This is a genomic window from Streptomyces flaveolus, from assembly GCF_044765825.1.
GTDB classification, from domain to species: Bacteria; Actinomycetota; Actinomycetes; order Streptomycetales; family Streptomycetaceae; genus Streptomyces; species Streptomyces flaveolus.
Map to the genome: position 1 here is coordinate 1 of NZ_JBIWKU010000018.1, position 20,004 is coordinate 20,004.

Sequence of the window (20,004 nt, forward strand, 5' to 3'; positions counted from 1 at the left end):
AGGACGGACACCCCCCGGCGCGGCCCCGACCCACCCACCACCGAAGGCGCTACGCGCACCCCCACCGAACCCCCACAGGCCGCCGCAGGCACCCCGCGCCACCACCGCAGGCACCCGCACAGGCCGCCGCAGGCACGACCCCCCACCCCCCACCGCCGGAGGCACCCGCACCACCGCCGGAGGCACCCGCAGGCCCCCCGCCCGATAAGGTCCCCGCGTGATCGAATTCGTGCGGAACCTCCGGCTCTGGTTCGTGCCCGAGGAGGTGCGGGAGGAAGGCGGGACGCCCGACTACCGGTTCTCGCTGGCCAACGAGCGCACCTTCCTGGCCTGGCTGCGCACCGCCCTCGCCCTGATCGGCGGCGGATTCGCGGTGGACCAGTTCCTGCCCGACCTGCGCTGGGGCTGGCGGGTCGGACTCGCGCTCGCGCTCCTCGCGGCCGGCGTGCTGTGCTCCCTGCGCGCCGTCAACCACTGGGTGCGCTGCGAGCGGGCGATGCGCCGCGGCGAGGACCTCCCCGTCTCCCGCTTCCCGGCGCTGCTCAGCCTCGTGGTCGCGGTGGTCGCCGTCGTCATGGTCGTCGTGGTCCTCGTCGGGTGGGAGGGATGAGCACGGCCCCCGGACCCGGCACCGCCCCGGACCGGGACCCCGGGCTCCAGCCCGAGCGCACCCGGCTCGCCTGGCGCCGCACGACCCTGTCCGGCACCGTCGCCGCCGTCCTCGCCGCGAAGGCCGCGCTGCACGCCGGCCCGACGCCCTCCGCGGTCCTCGCCGCGGCGCTGTGCTGCGCGCTCTGGCTGGGCTTCCTGTACATCGCCCACCGCCGCATCCGCACCCTCGCCTCCACGAGCCGTCCCCCGGTCATCGCCCCCGGCAACGCCACGGCGGCCGCGCTGTGCACGGTGGGGCTGGCGGTGTGCGGCGCGATCCTCGTGCTCTAGGCATCCCCCAGGTCCTCCAAGGCGCGTCCGGAGAACCCGCCCGCCTCCCAGTCCACCGTCACCACGATCTTCCCCCGCGTCCGCCCCTCCTCGTTCCGCCGGTACGCGTCCGCCGCCCGCTCCAGCGGGAACGTCTCCGACACGTGCACGGCGACCACCCCCTGCTCCGCCAGCTCGGTCAGCCGCAGCAGGTCCTCCGCGTCGGGGCGTACGAAGAAGTACCGTCCGCCGTAGTCGACGGCGTCCGGGTCGGCGATCGACACCAGCCGGCCCTCGGTGGCCAGCAGGTTCGCCGAGATCGTCAGCGTCTCCCCGCCGACCGTGTCGAACACCGCGTCCACCCCCTCGGGCGCCAGCCCCCGCACCCGTTCGGCCAGACCCTCCCCGTACGACACCGGCTCCCCGCCGAGCCCCTGCACGTAGTCGTGGTTGCGCTCACTGGCCGTACCGATGACCCGCGCGCCCAGGTGCCGGCCCAGCTGGACGGCGATCGAGCCGACCCCGCCCGCGGCGGCGTGCACGAGAACGGTCTCGCCCCGCTTGACCCGCAGGGCCTTCACCAGCACCTGGTACGCGGTCAGCCCGGTCAGCGGCAGCCCGGCCGCCTCCTCGTAGGTGAGGTTGCGCGGCTTGCGCGCGAGGGTGCGCACGGGTGCCGCCACGTACTCGGCGAAGGTCCCCCGGGAGAGGAAGTCCTCGCGGACGTAGCCGATCACCTCGTCCCCGACGGTGAACTCCGTGACGGACGCTCCGGGCTGGACGACGACCCCCGACACGTCCCATCCCGTGACCACCGGGAACACCGGCTGGAGGCTCGCGTCGAGATGTCCCTCGCGGCACTTCCAGTCCACGGGGTTCACGGCGGCGGCCCGCACCTTCACCAGCACCGAGTCGGGGCCCACCCGCGGATCGCGGACGTCGCCGTACTCCAGCACCTCGGGGCCGCCGTACCGCGCGTAGCTGATCGCCTTCATGGCTTCGACCCTCCGGGGTAGTCGGACGTGACGCAAGCCGAATGTGCTGATATGCACCGTTATGGTGAGCCCCATGACCACCCTCCACCAGGAACACACCGCGCACGACCACACCCACGGCCCGGACTGCGGCCACACCGAGGTCCCGCACGGCGACCACGTCGACTACGCGCACGACGGGCATCTGCACCGGGAGCACGGCGGCCACTGGGACGAGTGCGAGACCTCGGGACACACGGCCCACGAGAGCCACGACCACCGGCACGGCGAGGACTGCGGGCACGCGCGCGTGCGGCACGGCGACCACGTGGACTACCTCCACGACGGCCACCGTCACGCCGCCCACGACGACCACTGGGACGACCACTGACCGACGGGCCGCGCCCTCCCGCACGCTCCTTCGACAGCTCCCCGCGCTCCCGCGCCGGGAGCTGTCGGCCTATCGTGGCCCCGATCACGTTCCGCTGGCCCACTGGACGCCATACCGACCGGTCGGCATCATGAGTCGGGTATTGTTCACCTGCCCGAGGAGCGACGATGAGCCCCGACCACCCGCCCGGACTCGATCTCGACCGGTTGCGCGCCCTGCTCGACCGCGAGCGGCCCGGCCTGGTGACCGGCCCGCTGTCCGGCCGGCTGATCGAGGGCGGACGGTCGAACCTCACCTACGGGGTCTCGGACGGCACCTCGAAGTGGGTCGTGCGGCGCCCCCCGCTCGGCCACGTCCTGGCCACCGCGCACGACATGAAGCGCGAGCACCGGGTGATCAGCGCCCTGCACCCGACGGACGTGCCGGTGCCGCGCCCCGTGCTGCTCTGTGAGGACGAGGAGGTCCTCGGCGCGCCCTTCTACGTCATGGAGTTCGTCGAGGGCACCCCGTACCGCACGGCCGGCCAGCTCGCCCCGCTCGGCCCCGAGCGCACCCGGGCCGCCGTGCTGAACCTGGTCGACACGCTCGTCGGACTGCACGCGGTGGACCCCGCCGAGGTGGGCCTCGGTGACTTCGGCCGGCCCGAGGGCTTCCTGGACCGGCAGCTGCGGCGCTGGGCCAAGCAGCTGGACGCCTCCCGCAACCGCGACCTGGCCGGCATCGACGAGCTGCACGCCACGCTCGGCCGGGAGCTGCCCCGCTCCCCCGCGCCGACCGTCGTGCACGGCGACTACCGGCTCGACAACGTCCTGATCGGCGGCGAGAACGACGAGATCAGGGCGATCCTCGACTGGGAGATGTCCACCCTCGGCGACCCCCTCACCGACCTCGGCCTCCTCGTCATGTACAGCCAGCCGCTCGGCATGCCCGACTCCCCCGTCTCCACCACGGCCCAGGCGCCCGGCCACCCCGCCCCCGCCGAGCTGATCGAGCGGTACGCCGCGCGCTCGGGGCGCGACGTGTCCTCGGTCGCCTGGTACACGGCCTTCGCCTGGTTCAAGCTCGCCGTGATCCTGGAGGGCATCCACTACCGCTACACGCTGGGCCAGACGGTCGGCCGCGGCTTCGACCGCATCGGCGAACTCGTCCCCGTCTTCATCGAGCACGGCCTGACCACCCTTCAGGAAGGCTGAACCGTCATGGACTTCGCGTTCGACGCACGCACCGAGGAACTCCGCGCCAAGCTGCTCGCCTTCATGGACGAGTACGTCTACCCGGCCGAGCAGGTCGCCCACGAGCAGCGCGCCCTCCTCGCCTCCCCCTGGGACACCCCGCAGGTCGTCGAGGACCTCAAGGCCGAGGCCCGCCGCCAGGGCCTGTGGAACCTCTTCCTGCCCGACGCCGAGCACGGGGCCGGCCTCACCAACCTCCAGTACGCACCGCTCGCCGAGATCACCGGCCGCAGCCCGCAGCTGGCGCCGACGGCGACGAACTGCGCGGCGCCCGACACCGGGAACATGGAGGTGCTCGCCCAGTTCGCGGACGAGGCGCAGAAGAAGCAGTGGCTGCAGCCGCTGCTCGCCGGTGAGATCCGCTCGGCGTTCGCGATGACCGAGCCGGACGTGGCCTCCTCGGACGCCACGAACATCACCACGCACATCGAGCGCGACGGCGACGAGTACGTCATCACGGGCCGCAAGTGGTACATCTCCGGGGCGATGAACCCGGACTGCCAGATCTTCATCGTGATGGGCAAGACGGACCCGGGCGGCGAGGACATCCGCCGTCAGCAGTCCATGGTGCTGGTCCCCCGGGACACGCCAGGCGTGACCGTGAACCGGGCGATGCAGGTCTTCGGCTACGAGGACCACTACCACGGCGGCCACGCCGAGGTGACCTTCGACCACGCGCGCGTGCCGGTGGCGAACCTGATCGGCGAGGAGGGCGGCGGCTTCGCCATCGCCCAGGCCCGGCTCGGTCCCGGCCGGATCCACCACTGCATGCGGCTGATCGGCATGGCCGAGCGGGCGATCGAGCTGATGTGCCGGCGGGCGACCTCCCGCACGGCCTTCGGCAAGGCGCTGGCCCAGCAGGGTGTCGTGCAGAACTGGATCGCGGACGCGCGGGTCACCGTCGAGCAGCTGCGGCTGCTGGTGCTGAAGACCGCCTGGCTGATGGACACCGTCGGCAACCGGGGCGCCCACACCGAGATCCAGGCCATCAAGATCGCCACCCCGCGCGCGGTGGTCGGCATCCTCGACCGGGCGATCCAGCTGCACGGCGCGGGCGGTGTGAGCCAGGACTTCCCGCTGGCCGAGCTGTACGCGGGGGCCCGCACGCTGATGCTCGCCGACGGCCCGGACGAGGTGCACCAGCGCTCGCTGGCACGCCGGGAGATCAAGAAGTACCTCTAGTAGCCGCCGGAGCAGTGATGGTCCGTGTGCACGAGAGCACGGACGAAGGAGACGAAACGGGACCACGGTGAAGGTCTGCGAGTCATGCCCTCAGGCTGGCTCGCGGACCGGCCGCCGGTCCAACAGATCGTTTCGCTACGGCCCATCTCTAGAATAGATGGATGGAGATCCGCCAGCTCCGCCACTTCATGGCGGTCGTCACCGAGGGCAGCTTCACCGCCGCCGCGCGCCGCGAGCTGATCGTGCAGTCGGCGCTCAGTACCTCGGTCCGCAACCTCGAACGGGAGCTGGGCGCCGACCTGTTCGACCGCACCGGCCGCCGGGTCGTGCTGACGGAGGCGGGCCGCGCCCTGCTGCCGCAGGCCCGCGCGCTGCTGGCCGGCGCCGAGGAGGCCCGGCAGGCGGTCGCGGCGGTGACGGGGCTGGCCACCGGCCGGGTGGCCATCGGCACGATCCAGACGCTGACCTGCGTGGACCTGCCCGCCGAACTGGCCACGTTCCACCGCCGGTTCCCCGGGGTCCAGGTGTCGGTGCGGGACGCGCCGGTCGGTGAGCTGGCCGAGGCGCTGCGCGCGGGCGAGCTGGACCTCGCCTACCTCGTGCCGGACACGGGGACGCTGCCCGAGGGGCTCACGCCGTACGCGTCCTGGCAGGAGGAGCTGGTGCTGATCACCGCTCCGGGCCACCCCCTCGCCGAGGCCGGCCGGACACTGATCAAGGATCTCGCCGAGGAGCCGTTCGTCGACTTCCGCGCGGGGACCGGGCTGGAGACGGCGGTACGGCGTCTGGCGGCGCACTGCGGTCTGGAGCGCCGTATCACCTGTGACGTGACTCAGATCGGGCTGCTGGTCGACCTGGTGCGGGCCGGGATCGGGGTGGCGTTCGTGCCGCGCCGGATCGGCGAGCGGGCCGGGCTGCCGTGCGTGGCGGTCCGGCAGCCGGAGCCGGGCCGCACGGTCGTGCTGGCCGGCCGCGGGCCGCTGCCGCGCAACCCCGCGGCGGCGGCCCTGGCAGATCACCTCACGGGTCGCCTCACGGGCGCAGCGCGCGCAGCAGCAGGTCGGCCAGATGGTCGGCCACTTCCTGCGGGCTGAGCGGGCCGTCGGGGCGGTACCAGGTCGACAGGTGGTGCACGGAGCCGAAGTGGTAGTCCACGACGAGGTCGGCCGGGACCTCCTTGGTGAAGACGCCGGCCCGCTGGCCCTCCTCGATGAGCGCCCGGAAACGCTCGTGGTAGCGCCGGCGCTCGGCGCGCACCTGCTTGTTCTTCTCCGGGCTCAGCTGGTGCATCGAACGGAAGAAGATCGACGCGTCGTCGAGGTTGTCGATGGTGGTGACGACCACGTCGGCCGCCGCCTCGCGCACCCGCTCCTCGACCGGCCCGTCGGAGTCCGCGTAGGCGTCCAGACGTTCCTGCTGGAGGCGCAGGACGCGCGCGTACACCTCGTGCAGGAGGTCGTCCTTGGAGCCGAAGTAGTGGTACAGCGCGCCCTTGGTGACGCCGGCCGCTTCCACGATCTCCTGCACCGAGGTGCGGTCGTAGCCCTGCTCCGCGAAGAGCCGGGTGGCGGCGGCCAGGAGCCGCTGCGGCACCGGAGTGCCGTCCCCGTCCGTGGTCCTGGGCACTGCCGTCACCTGCCTTTCCGTTGTCTCACTGTCCGTCGTCGTGGGTACGGGAACGCAGTTCCCGACGGAGGATCTTCCCACTCGCCGTCTTCGGCAAGTCGGTCAGGATCTCCACCTGACGCGGGTATTTGTAGGCGGCCAGTCTCTCCTTGCAGTACGCGGCCAGCGCATCCGGGGCGGTGTCGGCGCCCGGGCGGAGGCTGATGTAGGCCTTGACGGTCTCCCCGCGGTATCCGTCGGGGACACCGACGACGGCGGCCTCGCGCACCGCCGGGTGCGTGTAGAGGACGTCCTCGACCTCGCGGGGCCAGACCTTGAAGCCGGAGGCGTTGATCATGTCCTTCTTGCGGTCGACGACGTAGAGCCAGCCCCGTTCGTCCATGAAGCCGATGTCGCCGGTGCGCAGCTCGCCGCCGGGGAAGGTCTCCGCGGTGGCGTCGGGGCGGCGCCAGTAGCCGGGGACGACCTGCGGGCCGCTGACGACGATCTCGCCCTGCTCGCCGAAGGGCACCTCCTCGCCCTGGTCGTCCACGATCCGCACGACCGTCTCGGGGCCGGGCACGCCCACGGCGAGGGTCCCGGAGACCGGGTCGACGGGCGCCTCCAGGTGGGGCGGTACGGAGGCGCAGGGCGCGGTGCACTCGGTGAGGCCGTAGCCGTTGCGGATGTACGGGCCGAAGCCCGCGCGGAACTTCTCCACCAGGGCGGGCGGCAGCGGGGCGCCGCCGGAGGAGATGTTGGCGAAGGACGCGAAGTGCTCGCGGGTGACGGACGGGTGGGCGGCCAGCGCCATGAAGGCGGTGGACGGGCCGACCGTGTAGTGCGGCCGGTGCTCGGCGAACGCGTCCAGGACGACGCCCGCCTCGAAGCGGTACGCCAGGACGAGCGTGCCCACGCTGTTCAGGCAGGCGCCGAGCTGGCAGACCATGCCGGTGATGTGGAACAGCGGCGCCAGCGCGAAGTAGACGGGCGCCTCGGGCAGACCGAGGCCGGTGCGCTGCCGCTCGGCGTTGTACATGATGTTGCGGTGCGTGTTGGTGGCGCCCTTGGGTGTGCCGCTGGTGCCCGAGGTGTAGCTGATGAGCGCGGTGCCGGCGGGCTCGGGGTCGCGGCCCTCGGGTGTCTTGTGGCCGGCGCGGGCCACCTCGGTGAGGTCGTCGGCGTCTGCCGACCGCGGCAGCCGCTCGAAGGTCAGGACGCGGGCGTCGCCCCGGGTCTGGAAGTCCAGCTCGCAGGCCGTGAGCACGATCCGCACCGGCGAGTCGGCGGCCGTCTCGCGCAGGTACCCGTCCCAGGCCCGGTCGGAGCAGATCAGGGCGGCCACCTCGCCGTCGCGCAGGACGTGGCCGACCTCCCCCGACTTGTACATGGGGTTGACCGGCACGACGACCGCGCCCGCCTTCCACGCGCCGAGGACGGCGAGCACGAAGTGCGGGGAGTTCTGCAGCAGGACGGCGACCCGGTCACCGTGCTCCAGGCCGCGGGCGGCGAGGTGCCCGGCGACGGAGTCGCTCAGTTCGTCGGCCTCGCGGTAGGTGAGGCGGCCGTCGAAGTAGGCGAGGAAATCGCGGTCGGGTGCCTCGGCGGCGGCCCGGCGCAGGGCGTGCACCAGGGAGGCGTCCGGGTCGAGCGGGGCCTTCTGGACGTCGGTGAGGAGGTCCAGCCAGGGCTTGGCCGCGTAACGGGAGCCGGTCATCGCGCCGTCCCCTCCTCCCACTGCCGCTGGAGGCGGTTCATCCCGCGCAGCCAGCGGTCGGGTTCGGCGGCCCGGGCCTGGTAGTACCCGGCGACCTCGGGGTGCGGGAGGATCAGGAAGCGGTCCTTCTCGATGCCCTCGAAGAGGGCGTCGGCCACGTCCTCGGGTGCGATCGCGGTCGGCGCGAGCACCAGCTCGCCCGCGCTGCCGCTGGCGGTCAGCATGTCGGTGCGCACCCCCTGCGGGCAGATGGCGTGCACCTTGACGCCGCGGTGGCGGTAGGTGAGGGACAGCCACTCGGCGAAGGCGTAGGCGCCGTGCTTGGTGACGCTGTAGGGAGCGGCGCCGATCATGGTGAGCAGTCCGGCCGCCGAGACGGTGGAGACGAAACGGCCGTGGCCGCGCTCCAGCCAGTCGGGGATCAGCTCGTGGGCCGCGCGGACGTGGGCCATGACGTTGACGTCCCAGGCGAGCGCCCAGACGGCCTCGTCGGCCGCCTCGGATCCGCCGGAGGCGACGCCGGCGTTGGCGCAGTAGACGTCCACCGTGCCGCCCAGCGCGTCGCGGGCCTCGGTGATGACCGCGGAGGCGTCCCCGGGGACCGCGATGCCGCCGATCTCGTCGGCGACGGCCTTCGCCCGTCCGGCGTCCAGGTCGTTGACGACCACCCGGGCGCCCTCGGCCGCGAAGCGGCGGGCCAGCGCGGCGCCGATGCCGCCTCCTGCCCCGGTGACGACGACTCCGGCATCCTGCACGGCTTCCACCATCGGTCTCCTTCGACGCGGCTCGGGCGCTGGTGGACGCCAGACTAACCAGTCGGTATGCACGGCGGAAGAGGTGAACCGCGGTCGAGTCGTTCCGTGGGACCCGGGGCGCGGGTTAGCGTGCGTGCGCATGACACCCGCCGCGATCACGGAGGTCACCGCATGACGCTGTCCAGACGGAACCTGCTCGCCACCACGGCCGCCGTGGCGGCCACCGCCTCGGCCGCGGCCGCCGGTCCGGCCCAGGCGGCCCCCTCGGGCGGCGGCCGCCGGCTGCGCACCGGGTTCGAACGGCTGGCCGACGACGGCTACGCCCTGCTCGAGGGCGAGCGGGTCGGCATCGTCACCAACCCCACCGGCATCACCCGGGACGTGCGCCACATCGTGGACGTGATGCACGCCGACGGCCGGGTGAACCTGACGGCCGTCTTCGGTCCCGAGCACGGTTTCCGCGGCACGGCGCAGGCCGGCGGCTCCGAGGGCCGCTACGACGATCCGGCGACCGGGCTTCCCGTCTACGACACGTACCTGAAGAGCGGACAGCCGCTCGCTGACATCTTCACGGCGTCCGGCGTGGACACCGTCGTCTTCGACATCCAGGACGTCGGCGCGCGCTTCTACACGTACATCTGGACGCTGTTCGACTGCATGGAGGCGGCCCGGCTCGCGGGCAAGCGGTTCGTGGTCCTGGACCGGCCGAACCCGGTGACCGGGCGGGCGGCGCTGGGGCCCGTCCTGCACAAGGAGTTCGCCACCTTCGTCGGGCGGCAGCCGATCGCCCAGGCGCACGGCATGACGGTCGCCGAGCTGGCGCTGCTCTTCAACGGCGAGTTCCTGCCGTCGCCCGTGCCGCTGGAGACCGTCACGATGACGGGCTGGAAGCGGTCGGAGTTCTACGACGCCGCCGGGCTGCCCTGGGTGCCGCCGAGCCCGAACATGCCGACGCCGGAGTGCGCGCTGGTGTACTCGGGCACGTGCCTGTTCGAGGGCACGAACCTGTCGGAGGGGCGCGGCACCACCCGCCCCTTCGAACTGCTGGGCGCCGAGGGCGTCGACGGGCGCTGGGCCGCCGCAGCGAACGAACTCGGCCTGCCCGGCGTGCGGTTCCGGGAGGCGTACTTCGCGCCCACCTTCTCCAAGTTCCAGGGGAAGACGGTCGGCGGCGTGCAGCTCCACGTGCACGACCGAACCGCCTTCGACCCGGTGCGCACCGGGATCGCGCTGCTGGTGACCGCCAGGCGGAGCTGGGACGGCTTCGCCTGGCGGCCGGACAACTGGATCGACAAGCTCACCGGCTCCACGCAGGTGCGCACGATGATCGACGCGGGCGCGGACACCGACGAGGTGGTGGACGGCTGGGAGAGCGAACTGGCGGCGTTCCGCAGGACGCGCCGCCAGTACCTCCTCTACCGCTGAGCGCGGTGCCGGCCGGTCACCGGTGGGTCGCGAACTCCACGACCTGCTGGTAGGTCGGCCGGTTCTGCCAGCTGATGCCGCCGTGCTTGATGCCGCCGAGGGTGCGGTGGATCACCGAGTCGGCGCACCACTGGTCGCCCGCGGAGCAGCTGTCGTCGCCCGGGTAGACCTGGGCGGGGGTGCGGCCCGCGGCCTCCTTCAGGGTGGAGACCAGGGTGTCCCGGCAGGCGGCGAGGTCGCCTCCGCCGCAGTACTCCCGCGCGAGCGGGCCCTTGACGGACTCGCCGAGCACCGACCGGACGTCCTTGTCGACAAAGCTCCACCAGCCGTACTGGAAGGCGCTGCCGGCGTGGGCGCCGGTCGGGCCGTGGGCGGCGGACGGTGACTCGTCGACGGGCAGGTTGCGGGTGAAGGCGGTGTACAGGTCGCTGCCGAGGCCGGGTTCGAACTCGGCCTTCACCAGCAGCGGCCACCAGGCGTCCAGGGTGCGGATCGCGTCGGCGTGGGCGTACTTCTTCGAGCCGGCCGAGGTCTCCGTGCGCAGGGCGCCCGCGGCGAGCCATGCGGTGAGCCGGTCCACGGCCGTCTGGACCGCGGGGTCGGTCACCGGCGCGGACCCGACGACCTTCAGCAGGTCGGGCAGCACGTCCTCGGCCCGCAGGTCGGCGAGGCCCGCCTCGGCCATGGCCTTCACCAGCGCGGCCCGGGTGACGCCTCCCTGTGCGACCAGTTTCCTGACGCGGTCGTCGAGGAGGTTGCCGCGGTGGACGGAGCCGTTGCCCCAGGAGGCGGCCGGGTAGTCCTTGGCCTGCTTGTTGTTCCAGGAGATGTAGTAGTCCTGGTCGACGGACCGGGGGTGGGCCGACGCGGGCGTGTACCGGGCCGTGTTGGCGGCCGGGTCCCAGCCCTGCCACTCGTACGCCTCACGCGCCCACACCGGGAACTCGGCGTCGACGCCGTCCGCCCGTACCGGGTTGTCGCCGCTGTTGTAGTACGCGGTGTGCTCGGAGTCGGCGTAGAACCAGTTGAAGGTGTAGTTGATGTGCTGGACGGCCTCCTGGAAGCGCTCCGGGCTGTTCAGGTGGTCCGGGTCGTTGAGCATCTGGAAGCCGATGATCGAGTCCGCCTCGTGCAGGAAGGACGAGCGCAGCGTGGTGTAGGCGACCTTCTTGCCGCCGACCGTGGCGCGGGACTCGACCGGGCCGTACTTCGTGCGCCAGACCCGCATCGTGTAGGAGCCGGCCGCCGTGGAGTCGGCGACGGTGGGCTTCCAGGCGTTCTTGCGCTCGACCTTCTCCATGGGCGTGCAGGTGCCGCGGTACAGGTAGTGGTAGTCGTCCTGGCACAGCTCGACGGCGTAGGTGTCGATGATGTCCTGGCCGGAGGTGGTCGCGCTCCAGGCGTAGTCCTGGCCGCGGCCGAGCTCGACGTACATGCTCAGCCCCGCGAAGGAGGCGCCGCGGGCGCTCAGGCCCGGCCCCTGGAGTTCCTGGAGCATGAGCAGCTGGGGCGCGAAGTAGCCGGTCTGCGGGCCGAACACGGCGACCGGGTTGCCGCTCGCGGTGTGCTTGCCGCTGACCACGAGGGCGTTGGACATGCCGCGCCGGGCCGAGGTGACGGCGGTGTCCGCCGCCGTGGCGGAGGCGCCGGTCGCGCCCGCCGTGGCCGCGCTGCCGGTGCGGTCGTACACCAGGGGCTCCGCCTCGACCGAGCCGGCGTCGGGCAGGGCGCGGCCCTGCGGGGCGTCGGGGCGCGGCAGGTACGGGAAGCTGCCGCTGCGCTGGGTGAGGACCGCCTCGGGGTCGTTGCGCTGGCGGAAGGACTCCCAGACCCTGGTGCCCTCGGCGACGCCGTACTTCTCCTGGGCGGCGAGGAGGGAGAGCGCGTTGCCGACCTCTCCGCCGCCGCCGGCGCCGAAGAGGGAGCCGATGACGGAGGCCAGGGCTATCAGGTCGGTGCGCTTGAAGTGGTCGATGGTGCCGGCGTTGGTGATGGCGTCCTTGTGGCCGGTCAGGACGTACTCACCGGGGAAGTAGCGGCCCTTGTCGGAGGCGTCGATGTAGGCGTTGACGCCGGCGACGTAGGCGTCCACGTCGGCGAGGGCCTGCTCGCCGCGCTCACCGGCCTTGGCGGCGGCGCTCAGGATCTGCGCCTCCAGGTCGGCCTCCGTGTACGGGGCGCTGCGCCAGAACTGCTGCTCCAGTCCCTGGTTGGCGGGGGCACCGCCGGCGAAGGGGGTCAACTGGCCGCGGCCGACGTGCCGGAAGAGGTCCATCAGCCACAGCCGGTCCTGGGCGGCGGCATAGCCGGCGCCGAACTCGGTGCCGTAGCGGGTGGTGCCGGTGATGTGCGGCACACCGGTCTTCTTGTCGCGGACGATGGTCACGTCGTCGCGTCCGGCGGGACGGACGGTGGAGGCGACCTGGTCGGCGGGGACGCCGAAGGAGGCGTCGTCGAAGAAGTTGTCGATCTTGTCGTTGGTGAGGCCGGAGTAGCCGGTGGCGAGGTTCGCGTAGGGGCCGAGCTGGTCCTCGGCGTGCGCGGGCTGGGTGCCGAAGGCCTGGTTGAGGAGGATCTGGGCGAGGGTGGCGTTGCCGTTCTGACCGGGCGGCAGGATGTCCGAACACCGGCCGCCGCAGTGGTCGTCGGCCGCCGCCTGCGCGGTCGTGGGGGTGGTGGTGCCCGTGCCGGCGGCCATCGCTGGGGAAAGCGGTGACAAAAGACCGGCAATGAGGGCGCATACCGATGCGCTCTTCAGGAACCCGTGGAAGCGACGGGGAGTTCTCAGTCTGTCAAGGGCGTTGCGTGGGGTGCGCCGTTGCATGGCAGCTCCTCCCGACGAGGGTGGGCCCGGACGTTACCGCCGGTATCCCCGAGTTGGAAGATGAACATGCGTCAGTTTTCGAAGCGGGTGCGATCGGCTTATGGGAGGCATCGGAAATCGGATGGAGCCGAATCGCGTGTCGATACGTCTACTCGGCGACGTCGGGAGGACGACTCCCTACGACGACGCCGAAGTGACCGAAGTACAGGTGCAGGTGTGACGGAGGTGCAGGGCGATGGCCGGTTTCCGGAGTCTGGCGAGACAGGTCCGCGATCCACGGTGCGACCTGGCGCTACGGCGCTATTCGCTGCGCAAATGCCTTGAGCGGTTCGCCCCTTACGGGCACAGGGCGACCTGGGACCATCTGTGCTCGCGGGCCGGATTCGGCCCCGAGGACCGCTCCCCCGACCCGGCGCGGCTCGTGGCCGCACTGGAGGAGCTGGAGGAGGCGCGTTCGGTGTGGCTGGCCTACGAGGTGGAGTTCGCCGAGCGGCGCAGGAAGGAGAAGCACGACGGCCTGCGCAGGCCGGGCAGTGTGGACGATTGGCACCGGCTGACCTGGGGCGGTTTCGGGGTGGCCTGGTGCGACGACCCCCGGGTCCATCCCGACGGGCCGCTGGCGGAGGTGTTGCGCCGGCTGATCTCGGCGCTGGAGCGCGACCCGGGGGAGGTGTGCCCGGTGTGCGACGGGGACCGGCTGGTCTGGAAGTACGACCTGGACCACGAGCCGTCGACGGGACCGGTCTGCACGGACTGCGGGATCCTGGTGCCGCGGCCGGTGCTGACCCCGGACGCCCTGACGGGCGCCCGGCGTGAACGGCTGCTGATGTCGGCGTAGCGGCCCGGGGCCGGACGCCGCCGTGCGGGCGGGAAGGTGACGACAGGCCCCGGTCGTGGCCGCACAGTTCCTCCGTCCGCCCACGGGGCAGGAGGGACTGTACGGCCACGGCCCTGGGGGCGCGCCGGGGATGCCGCACCTCCGACGGGTGTTGTCGGTGGCGCCCTGCACCATGGGGGAATGGTGCAGGTGTGTGTGAACGGGGCCCGCGGAGGCGCCGACGGCGCGGTGGTGCCGCTGACGCCGGAGGCGATGGCGGACGCCGTGGCCGGGGCGGTGGCCGCCGGGGCCACGGACGTCCATGTCCATCCCAAGACCCCGTGCGGGCAGGACACGTTGTCGCCACGGGTGCTCGCGGTGACCCTGGAGGCGATACGGGCGCGGGTGCCGGTGCCGGTCGGGGTGACCACGGGGGCGTGGGCCGAGCCCGGGCCGGCCGACCGGGTCGCGCGGGTCCGGAGCTGGGAGGCGCTGCCCGACCACGCCTCGGTCAACTGGCACGAGCCGGGCGCCGAGGCGGTCGCCGCCGCGCTGATCGAGCGGGGGGTGGGTGTCGAGGCGGGCGTCTGGTCCGGCACGGACGGCGCGGAACGGTTCGCGCGCTCGCCGCTGGGACCGAGGGTGCTGCGGGTACTGGCGGAGGTCACGGACACCGACGCGGAGACCGCGGAGTCGTCCGCGCGGACCCTGCTGGCCGGCCTGGGCACGGCGCACGGCCGCCCGGTGCTGCTGCACGGCGAGGACGGCGGCGCCTGGCCGGTGCTGCGCCTGGCCGGCCGGCTGGGCCTCGCGACCCGCATCGGCCTGGAGGACACCCTGTTCCTGCCGGACGGCCGGCCTGCCCGGTCGAACGCCGAGCTGGTCGAGGCGGGACTGGCCGAGTGGCGAGCGGCCCGGCACCGCGAGGCGTGACCCGCGGAGACGAACGGCACGTGTGAGCGAAGCTCGGCGTGTGCGGGGCCTGGTGCCGGACCGATACACGAGCTGCCCGGGGTGTCGGCGAGCGCTGCGCCGGGGTGCCCCGCGGCCGGCCGCAAGGTGATCGGGCGGCCCGGCGCGGGTGCGGGGCGAGGCAGGGCGCGTGGTCCGGCGACGGTGCGGGGGCGGGGTGGGCGCGTGGCTCGGCGCCGGTGCGGGGGCGGGGTGGGCGCGTGGTCCGGCGTTGCGCTGCCGGGGTCCCGCTGCGCCCACCCCTGCCGCCCTGGGGCCCCCAGAGCGTTCGGGCACTGGGAGGCACGACTGCCCGCAGCCGGGTGGGCGTTCAGTCGCAGCAGGCCGGGTCCTGGGCGGCCGCCGCAGACCGGCCGGCGCGGGCCGGTCCGGTCCGCCGTTCCACCAGCAGGCGGGAACCCGTACGGCTTTCGCCGAAGACGTCGTCGGGGTTGGACAGAATGCAGGTGTCCAGGGACAGGCAGCCGCAGCCGATGCAGTCGGTGAGGTGGTCGCGCAGCCGGTTCAACTGCTTGATCCGCTCGTCCAGCTCGGAGCGCCAGGCCGCGGAGAGCCGGGCCCAGTCGTCCGCGGTGGGCGTGCGTCCCTCCGGCAGCTCGGCCAGCGCCTCGCGGATCGTGGCGAGCGGGATGCCGACGCGCTGGGCGGCCCGCACGAAGGCGACCCGGCGCAACGCGTCGCGGCTGAAGCGGCGTTGGTTGCCCGAGGTGCGGCGACTGCTGATCAGGCCCTTGGACTCGTAGAAGTGCAGGGCGGAGACGGCGGCGCCGCTGCGTGCGGCGAGCTGGCCGACCGTGAGTTCGTGGATCTTCTCGGGAATCTGAGGCACTCCCCGAACCCTACCCACCCGCTCAGCCCTCGGGTCCGTTGATATGGGCCTCACGGACTACCATGCTAAGCAGTTGCTTAGCAACGACCCGCAGGCATGGGCAAGCAGAGCCACGAAACCTTTGACGCGAGAGGCCGGGACATGGCAGAGCCGAGGATCTTCACATCCGCCGACGACGTGAAGGCGGCGGTGGGCGAGCAGCTGGGGTACACCGACTGGCTGGAGGTCGACCAGAAGCGCATCGACCTGTTCGCGGAGGCGACCGGCGACCACCAGTGGATCCACGTGGACCCGGAGCAGGCCGCCGCGGGCCCGTTCGGCACCACCATCGCGCACGGGTATCTGACCCTGTCGCTGCTCCCGCTCTTCGGCCCACAGCTGATCAAGGTCGAGGGCGTGAAGATGGGCGTCAACTACGGCACCAACAAGGTCCGTTTCCCCTCCCCCGTCCCGGTCGGCTCGCGGCTGCGCGCCACGGCGACGATCACCGGCGTCGAGGACGTCAAGGGAGGGATCCAGGTGGCCGTCGCCTTCACCGTGGAGCGCGAGGGCGGCGACAAGCCGGTGTGCGTCGCCGAGTCCGTCTCGCGCTACTACCTGTGAGCTGCCGCTGAGCCGCTACCGCCCCTGAGCGGCGCCGGGCTCCTTGGCCCGCACCATCCGCAGTACGAGGTCGGCGTAGAGCGCGCCGACCTCGTCGGGCGTCCGGGGGCCGTTCACGTTGAACCAGCGGGCGACGTCGATGCAGAGGGAGAGCACAGCGAGCGTCGTGCCCTGCACGTCCGCCACCTCGAAGTCACCCGAGGCCACGCCCTCCTCGATGATGCCGCGCACCTCGGCGTCGCACTGCCGGCGCAGCGCGACGATCTCGGCGCGGGCGTCCGGCCCGAGCGCGTCCAGTTCGTACTGCACCACGCGCGCGGTGGTGCGCCGCCCGGCATGCCAGCGCACGAAGGAACTCACCGCGTCGGCGAGCCGCTCCGCGGCGCTCCCCTCGCCCTCGGCCGCCGTGCGCAGGATGCCGAGCGCCCGGTCGTGGCCGATCCGGCTGATGCGGTGGAGCAGCTCTTCCTTGGTCTTGTAGTGGATGTAGAGCGCGGCCGGGCTCATGCCGGCCCGCCCGGCGATGTCGCGGGTCGTGGTCGCGTGGTACCCGCGCTCGGCGAAGGCCTCCACCGCGGCGACCAGCAGTCGCCGGGCCGCGTCAGGCGTGACCTCGTCCCACGGCTCGGTGTCGCCGCCCGCCGTCTCGGCCGCCGTACTCATCGCTTGTTCGCCCCTCTCGGTGACAGGAGCTCCACCATACCGCCGAAGCTGAGCGGACGCTTAGGGGCGCCCCGGCGCGCAGGTCAGCCCAGCTTCTCGAAGGGGTCGTGCTCGGCGAGGAGCTTCTCCAGCCGGGCCTGGTCGACCCTGCTGACGATCTGCCCGGCCTCCTGCCGGTCCCGGATGATCTTGGCCAGGGTGAAGGCGGACGTGACGAGGTACAGGACGGCGATGGCGAGGAAGGCGCGCACCCACGCGTCGGCCTGGAGCCGGTAGATGCCGATGGCGGTGGCGATCATGGCGACGGCGAACGACGCCACGGCCTGCCCGTAGAAGGCGGCGGTGCTCTGCTGCTTGACCGGTGTGTCACTCATGGAACAAGCGTCGGCGGATGTGGCCGGGACCACATCCGCCGTCGTACTCAGTTCGGCTACTCAGAAGGCCGAGACGCCCGTCAGCGCGCGCCCGATGACCAGCTTCTGGATCTGGCTGGTGCCCTCGTAGAGGGTCATGACGCGGGCGTCGCGCAGCAGCTTGCCGGCCGGGTACTCGTCGATGTAGCCGTAGCCGCCGAAGACCTGGAGGGCGTTGTTGGCGGCGCGGACGGCGGCCTCCGAGGCGAACAGCTTGGCCTTGGAGGACTCGACGGTGAAGGGCTGCCCGCGGTCGATCAGGTCGGCGACCCGCCAGGTCAGCAGCCGGGCCGCGTCCACGTCGAGGGCGATGTCGCTGATCAGCTCCTGCACCAGCTGGTGGTGGGCGATGGTCTTCCCGAACTGCTCGCGCTCGCCCGCGTACCGCACGGCCGCGTCCAGGGCGGCCTGCGCGATGCCGACACAGCCGGCCGCGACGGACATCCGCCCCTTGGCGAGGGCCGACATGGCGACCGAGAAGCCCTTGCCCTCGGGGGCCAGCATCGCGGAGGCGGGGACGCGCACGTCCTCCAGGACCAGTTCGGCGGTGGCCTGACCGCGCAGCCCGAGCTTGCCGTGGATGGTGCGGCGGGTCAGGCCGGGGGTGTCGGTGGGCACCAGGAAGGCGGAGACGCCCTTGTGACCGGGGGCGTCCGTGGAGCGGGCGAAGAGCAGGACGACGTCGGCCCAGGTGCCGTTGGTGATGAACATCTTGGTGCCGTTGATGACGTAGTCGTCGCCGTCGCGGACCGCGCGCGTGGAGAGGTTCCCGGCGTCCGATCCCGTGCCGGGCTCGGTCAGGCCGAAGCAGCCGACGTACTCGCCGGAGGTCAGCCCCGGCAGCCAGCGGCGTTTCTGCTCCTCGTCCCCCCAGGCGGCGATGGTCTTGGCGACCAGGCCGAGGGAGACGGACACGATGCCGCGCACGGAGCTGTCGCCGCGCCCCAGCTCCTCCGTCACCAGGCAGTACGCCAGGTGGTCGCCGCCGGAGCCGCCGTACTCCTCGTCGACGGTGAGCCCGAGGAAGCCGACCTCGCCGAGCTTCTTGACGATGGACCGGTCCACCTCCTCGGCGCGGTCCCAGGCGACGACGTGGGGGGCGATCTCGCGCTCCACGAAGTCCCGGGCGAGCTGCCGTACGGCGGTCTGCTCCTCGCTGAGCTCCAGGTTCATGACGGGTCACCCCACAGTAGACGGATCCGGACAGACGTACCTTGAAAGCCGGACATTTAAATTAGCACTGCTAGTTTAAGGTCGCAGCCCTACTATGTGCGCCATGGCCCGACCGCGCAAGCCCCTGCTCAGCACCGACCGGATCGTCGAGGCGGCCCGCGCGCTGGTGGACGCGGAGGGCCTCGCGGCCGTCTCCACGCGCCGGCTCGCGGCGGAACTGGGGGTGAGCGGGCCCTCGCTCTACAACCACTTCCGCACCAAGGACGAGATCCTGGAGGCCGTCGCCGACTCGGTCAGCGCGCAGGTCGACCTGTCGATGTTCGAGGACGGCCGGGACTGGCGGACCGCGCTGCACGACTGGGCCGTCTCCTACCGGGCGGCCCTGCGCGACCACCCCAACATCGTCCCGGTACTGGCCCACGGGCCCGGCCGCCGCCCGGCCGCGCTGCACCTCGCGGACGCCGTCTACGGCGCGATGGTCGCGGCGGGCTGGCCGCCGGCGCAGGCCACGTCCATCGGCGCGCTGATGCGGTACTTCGTCATGGGCTCCGCGCTCGGCTCCTTCGCGCGGGGTTTCCCGGACGACGCCGGCGCCTACGATCCCGCCGACTACCCCCACCTCGGCAAGGCGCACCTCCTGGCCGAGCAGCAGGAGAAGATCGACGAGCGGGCCTTCGAGACCGGGCTCACGGCGCTGCTGGACGGGCTGGCGCAGCAGTACGAGCAGGCGGGGCGGAAGGCCTGAGGACACTTCGGCGGGCGCCGAAGTGTCCGTGCGCCATCCTGGACGCATGAGCGACAAGGACGGCGAAGCACCCGGGCTCGCACGGCTGGCCGGGCTGATCGCCGACGAGACCAGGGCGGCCTGCCTGCTGGCGCTGCTCGACGGGCGGGCGTGGACCGCCGGCGAGCTGGCCCGGCACGCGGGCGTCGCCGCGTCGACGCTGAGCGAACACCTCGGCAAGCTCGTCGCCGGCGGCCTGCTCGCGGAGGAGCGCCAGGGGCGGCACCGGTACGTGCGGCTGGCGGACGACCGGATCGCGCACCTGGTGGAGGACCTGGCCGCGCAGGTCGCGCCCGAGGCGGCGGCCCGGCGTCCGCGCACCCTGCGCGCGTCGAGCGCCGGGTCGGCGATGGCCCGCGGGCGCACCTGCTACGACCATCTCGCCGGGCGGCTCGGCATCACGGTCACCGACGCGCTGACCGGGCGCGGGCTGCTGCGCCAGGACACCGGTTTCGCGCTCACCGACGCGGGACTCGGCTGGTTCGACGCCGCCGGGATCCGCCTCGACCGGACGAACCGCCGTCCGCTGGCCCGCGCCTGCCTGGACTGGACCGAGCGCCGCCCCCACCTCGCGGGTGTCGCGGGCGCGGCCCTGTGCCGGCACGCCCTGGACGCGGGCTGGTGCGTGCGCATCGGCTCGGAGCGGGCGGTGAAGGTGACGCCGGCCGGCGAGGACGCGCTGTCCGGGCTGCTGGGCATCGACCCGGCACTGCTGCGCTGAGCG

General features: G+C 72.7%; 21 protein-coding genes. 12 read left to right on the forward strand and 9 right to left on the reverse strand.

The window, feature by feature from the left end:
• Window positions 1–217 precede the first annotated feature (217 nt).
• Together ACIRG6_RS35870 and ACIRG6_RS35875 are read left to right on the forward strand one after the other, a co-directional pair.
• Window positions 218–610, forward strand: a complete 393-nt coding sequence (locus tag ACIRG6_RS35870; RefSeq protein ID WP_318217880.1) for a YidH family protein — start codon at window positions 218–220, stop codon at window positions 608–610.
• Window positions 607–942: a DUF202 domain-containing protein gene (locus ACIRG6_RS35875; protein WP_364676864.1), complete on the forward strand. Its 336-nt coding sequence runs from the start codon at window positions 607–609 to the stop codon at window positions 940–942. Before ACIRG6_RS35870 ends, ACIRG6_RS35875 begins: the two co-directional genes overlap by 4 nt.
• Here the strand turns inward: ACIRG6_RS35875 and ACIRG6_RS35880 are convergent.
• Window positions 939–1,916 carry an NADP-dependent oxidoreductase gene (locus tag ACIRG6_RS35880; protein ID WP_364676866.1) on the reverse strand — a complete coding sequence of 326 codons (978 nt, stop codon included), beginning with the start codon at window positions 1,914–1,916 and terminating at the stop codon, window positions 939–941. The genes ACIRG6_RS35875 and ACIRG6_RS35880 overlap by 4 nt on opposite strands.
• Window positions 1,917–1,989: 73 nt before the next feature.
• On the opposite strand from ACIRG6_RS35880, the gene ACIRG6_RS35885 reads away from it, so the two are divergent.
• The 4 genes from ACIRG6_RS35885 (at window position 1,990) to ACIRG6_RS35900 (ending at window position 5,794) form a co-directional block, all read left to right on the forward strand.
• Entirely contained in the window at window positions 1,990–2,286 is a 297-nt protein-coding gene (locus ACIRG6_RS35885) for a hypothetical protein (protein ID WP_318217883.1), read from the forward strand.
• A 167-nt stretch (window positions 2,287–2,453) separates the two neighbouring features.
• Entirely contained in the window at window positions 2,454–3,479 is a 1,026-nt protein-coding gene (locus ACIRG6_RS35890; protein ID WP_350723652.1) for a phosphotransferase family protein, read from the forward strand.
• 6 nt (window positions 3,480–3,485) lie between these two features.
• Complete coding sequence (locus tag ACIRG6_RS35895) at window positions 3,486–4,700, forward strand: acyl-CoA dehydrogenase family protein (protein WP_364676868.1); 1,215 nt, start codon at window positions 3,486–3,488, stop codon at window positions 4,698–4,700.
• A 161-nt stretch (window positions 4,701–4,861) separates the two neighbouring features.
• Entirely contained in the window at window positions 4,862–5,794 is a 933-nt protein-coding gene (locus tag ACIRG6_RS35900; protein ID WP_318217886.1) for a LysR family transcriptional regulator, read from the forward strand.
• Here ACIRG6_RS35900 and ACIRG6_RS35905 read toward each other — a convergent pair.
• From ACIRG6_RS35905 to ACIRG6_RS35915, 3 genes are read right to left on the reverse strand one after another with little or no spacing between them, the layout of a single operon-like run.
• On the reverse strand, window positions 5,733–6,326 hold the full coding sequence (locus ACIRG6_RS35905) for a TetR/AcrR family transcriptional regulator (protein WP_239769856.1): 594 nt from the start codon (window positions 6,324–6,326) through the stop codon (window positions 5,733–5,735). The two genes, ACIRG6_RS35900 and ACIRG6_RS35905, sit on opposite strands and share 62 nt — an antisense overlap.
• Before the next feature lie 25 nt (window positions 6,327–6,351).
• Complete coding sequence (locus ACIRG6_RS35910) at window positions 6,352–8,022, reverse strand: class I adenylate-forming enzyme family protein (RefSeq protein WP_403326054.1); 1,671 nt, start codon at window positions 8,020–8,022, stop codon at window positions 6,352–6,354.
• Window positions 8,019–8,789, reverse strand: a complete 771-nt coding sequence (locus tag ACIRG6_RS35915) for an SDR family oxidoreductase (protein WP_350723643.1) — start codon at window positions 8,787–8,789, stop codon at window positions 8,019–8,021. Before ACIRG6_RS35915 ends, ACIRG6_RS35910 begins: the two co-directional genes overlap by 4 nt.
• A 159-nt stretch (window positions 8,790–8,948) precedes the next feature.
• On the opposite strand from ACIRG6_RS35915, the gene ACIRG6_RS35920 reads away from it, so the two are divergent.
• Window positions 8,949–10,202 (forward strand): exo-beta-N-acetylmuramidase NamZ family protein, encoded by a 1,254-nt coding sequence (locus tag ACIRG6_RS35920; RefSeq protein WP_403326057.1) that lies wholly within the window; start codon window positions 8,949–8,951, stop codon window positions 10,200–10,202.
• Between the two features lie 16 nt (window positions 10,203–10,218).
• Here ACIRG6_RS35920 and ACIRG6_RS35925 read toward each other — a convergent pair whose 3' ends face one another.
• Window positions 10,219–13,026: a penicillin acylase family protein gene (locus tag ACIRG6_RS35925; protein WP_403326060.1), complete on the reverse strand. Its 2,808-nt coding sequence runs from the start codon at window positions 13,024–13,026 to the stop codon at window positions 10,219–10,221.
• A gap of 235 nt (window positions 13,027–13,261) precedes the next feature.
• Between ACIRG6_RS35925 and ACIRG6_RS35930 the strand changes: the two genes are divergently transcribed.
• Together ACIRG6_RS35930 and ACIRG6_RS35935 are read left to right on the forward strand one after the other, a co-directional pair.
• Window positions 13,262–13,864: a hypothetical protein gene (locus ACIRG6_RS35930; protein WP_364819766.1), complete on the forward strand. Its 603-nt coding sequence runs from the start codon at window positions 13,262–13,264 to the stop codon at window positions 13,862–13,864.
• A 180-nt stretch (window positions 13,865–14,044) separates the two neighbouring features.
• Window positions 14,045–14,776, forward strand: coding sequence for a 3-keto-5-aminohexanoate cleavage protein (locus ACIRG6_RS35935; RefSeq protein ID WP_365022227.1), 732 nt, complete (start codon window positions 14,045–14,047; stop codon window positions 14,774–14,776).
• A gap of 349 nt (window positions 14,777–15,125) precedes the next feature.
• On the opposite strand, the gene soxR is transcribed toward ACIRG6_RS35935, so the two are convergent.
• A complete protein-coding gene (soxR, locus tag ACIRG6_RS35940) occupies window positions 15,126–15,644 on the reverse strand; it encodes a redox-sensitive transcriptional activator SoxR (RefSeq protein ID WP_403326065.1) in 519 nt (172 codons plus the stop codon).
• Window positions 15,645–15,785: 141 nt separating this feature from the next.
• On the opposite strand from soxR, the gene ACIRG6_RS35945 reads away from it, so the two are divergent.
• Window positions 15,786–16,247 carry a MaoC family dehydratase gene (locus tag ACIRG6_RS35945; RefSeq protein ID WP_189230457.1) on the forward strand — a complete coding sequence of 154 codons (462 nt, stop codon included), beginning with the start codon at window positions 15,786–15,788 and terminating at the stop codon, window positions 16,245–16,247.
• 15 nt (window positions 16,248–16,262) lie between these two features.
• On the opposite strand, the gene ACIRG6_RS35950 is transcribed toward ACIRG6_RS35945, so the two are convergent.
• From ACIRG6_RS35950 to ACIRG6_RS35960, 3 genes are all read right to left on the reverse strand, one after another.
• On the reverse strand, window positions 16,263–16,910 hold the full coding sequence (locus ACIRG6_RS35950; protein ID WP_318217892.1) for a TetR/AcrR family transcriptional regulator: 648 nt from the start codon (window positions 16,908–16,910) through the stop codon (window positions 16,263–16,265).
• 83 nt (window positions 16,911–16,993) lie between these two features.
• On the reverse strand, window positions 16,994–17,284 hold the full coding sequence (locus ACIRG6_RS35955) for a YiaA/YiaB family inner membrane protein (protein ID WP_225635763.1): 291 nt from the start codon (window positions 17,282–17,284) through the stop codon (window positions 16,994–16,996).
• A 60-nt stretch (window positions 17,285–17,344) separates the two neighbouring features.
• Window positions 17,345–18,496: an acyl-CoA dehydrogenase family protein gene (locus tag ACIRG6_RS35960; RefSeq protein ID WP_351140000.1), complete on the reverse strand. Its 1,152-nt coding sequence runs from the start codon at window positions 18,494–18,496 to the stop codon at window positions 17,345–17,347.
• Window positions 18,497–18,599: 103 nt separating this feature from the next.
• Between ACIRG6_RS35960 and ACIRG6_RS35965 the strand changes: the two genes are divergently transcribed.
• Window positions 18,600–19,241: a TetR/AcrR family transcriptional regulator gene (locus tag ACIRG6_RS35965; RefSeq protein ID WP_350723628.1), complete on the forward strand. Its 642-nt coding sequence runs from the start codon at window positions 18,600–18,602 to the stop codon at window positions 19,239–19,241.
• Between the two features lie 46 nt (window positions 19,242–19,287).
• The gene (locus ACIRG6_RS35970; RefSeq protein WP_318217895.1) at window positions 19,288–20,001 is read left to right on the forward strand and encodes an ArsR/SmtB family transcription factor; all 714 of its coding nucleotides are present in this window, start codon (window positions 19,288–19,290) and stop codon (window positions 19,999–20,001) included.
• The last annotated feature ends 3 nt before the right edge of the window (window positions 20,002–20,004 follow it).

What these genes read in the sequence shown, in the direction of transcription:
- ACIRG6_RS35875 (WP_364676864.1), top strand. Translation starts at nt 607, where the DNA reads ATGAGCACGGCCCCCGGACCCGGCACCGCCCCGGACCGGGACCCCGGG.
- ACIRG6_RS35880 (WP_364676866.1), bottom strand. Translation starts at nt 1,916, where the DNA reads ATGAAGGCGATCAGCTACGCGCGGTACGGCGGCCCCGAGGTGCTGGAG.
- ACIRG6_RS35885 (WP_318217883.1), top strand. Translation starts at nt 1,990, where the DNA reads ATGACCACCCTCCACCAGGAACACACCGCGCACGACCACACCCACGGC.
- ACIRG6_RS35890 (WP_350723652.1), top strand. Translation starts at nt 2,454, where the DNA reads ATGAGCCCCGACCACCCGCCCGGACTCGATCTCGACCGGTTGCGCGCC.
- ACIRG6_RS35895 (WP_364676868.1), top strand. Translation starts at nt 3,486, where the DNA reads ATGGACTTCGCGTTCGACGCACGCACCGAGGAACTCCGCGCCAAGCTG.
- ACIRG6_RS35900 (WP_318217886.1), top strand. Translation starts at nt 4,862, where the DNA reads ATGGAGATCCGCCAGCTCCGCCACTTCATGGCGGTCGTCACCGAGGGC.
- ACIRG6_RS35910 (WP_403326054.1), bottom strand. Translation starts at nt 8,022, where the DNA reads ATGACCGGCTCCCGTTACGCGGCCAAGCCCTGGCTGGACCTCCTCACC.
- ACIRG6_RS35915 (WP_350723643.1), bottom strand. Translation starts at nt 8,789, where the DNA reads ATGGTGGAAGCCGTGCAGGATGCCGGAGTCGTCGTCACCGGGGCAGGA.
- ACIRG6_RS35920 (WP_403326057.1), top strand. Translation starts at nt 8,949, where the DNA reads ATGACGCTGTCCAGACGGAACCTGCTCGCCACCACGGCCGCCGTGGCG.
- ACIRG6_RS35925 (WP_403326060.1), bottom strand. Translation starts at nt 13,026, where the DNA reads ATGCAACGGCGCACCCCACGCAACGCCCTTGACAGACTGAGAACTCCC.
- ACIRG6_RS35930 (WP_364819766.1), top strand. Translation starts at nt 13,262, where the DNA reads ATGGCCGGTTTCCGGAGTCTGGCGAGACAGGTCCGCGATCCACGGTGC.
- ACIRG6_RS35935 (WP_365022227.1), top strand. Translation starts at nt 14,045, where the DNA reads ATGGTGCAGGTGTGTGTGAACGGGGCCCGCGGAGGCGCCGACGGCGCG.
- ACIRG6_RS35945 (WP_189230457.1), top strand. Translation starts at nt 15,786, where the DNA reads ATGGCAGAGCCGAGGATCTTCACATCCGCCGACGACGTGAAGGCGGCG.
- ACIRG6_RS35950 (WP_318217892.1), bottom strand. Translation starts at nt 16,910, where the DNA reads ATGAGTACGGCGGCCGAGACGGCGGGCGGCGACACCGAGCCGTGGGAC.
- ACIRG6_RS35955 (WP_225635763.1), bottom strand. Translation starts at nt 17,284, where the DNA reads ATGAGTGACACACCGGTCAAGCAGCAGAGCACCGCCGCCTTCTACGGG.
- ACIRG6_RS35960 (WP_351140000.1), bottom strand. Translation starts at nt 18,496, where the DNA reads ATGAACCTGGAGCTCAGCGAGGAGCAGACCGCCGTACGGCAGCTCGCC.
- ACIRG6_RS35965 (WP_350723628.1), top strand. Translation starts at nt 18,600, where the DNA reads ATGGCCCGACCGCGCAAGCCCCTGCTCAGCACCGACCGGATCGTCGAG.
- ACIRG6_RS35970 (WP_318217895.1), top strand. Translation starts at nt 19,288, where the DNA reads ATGAGCGACAAGGACGGCGAAGCACCCGGGCTCGCACGGCTGGCCGGG.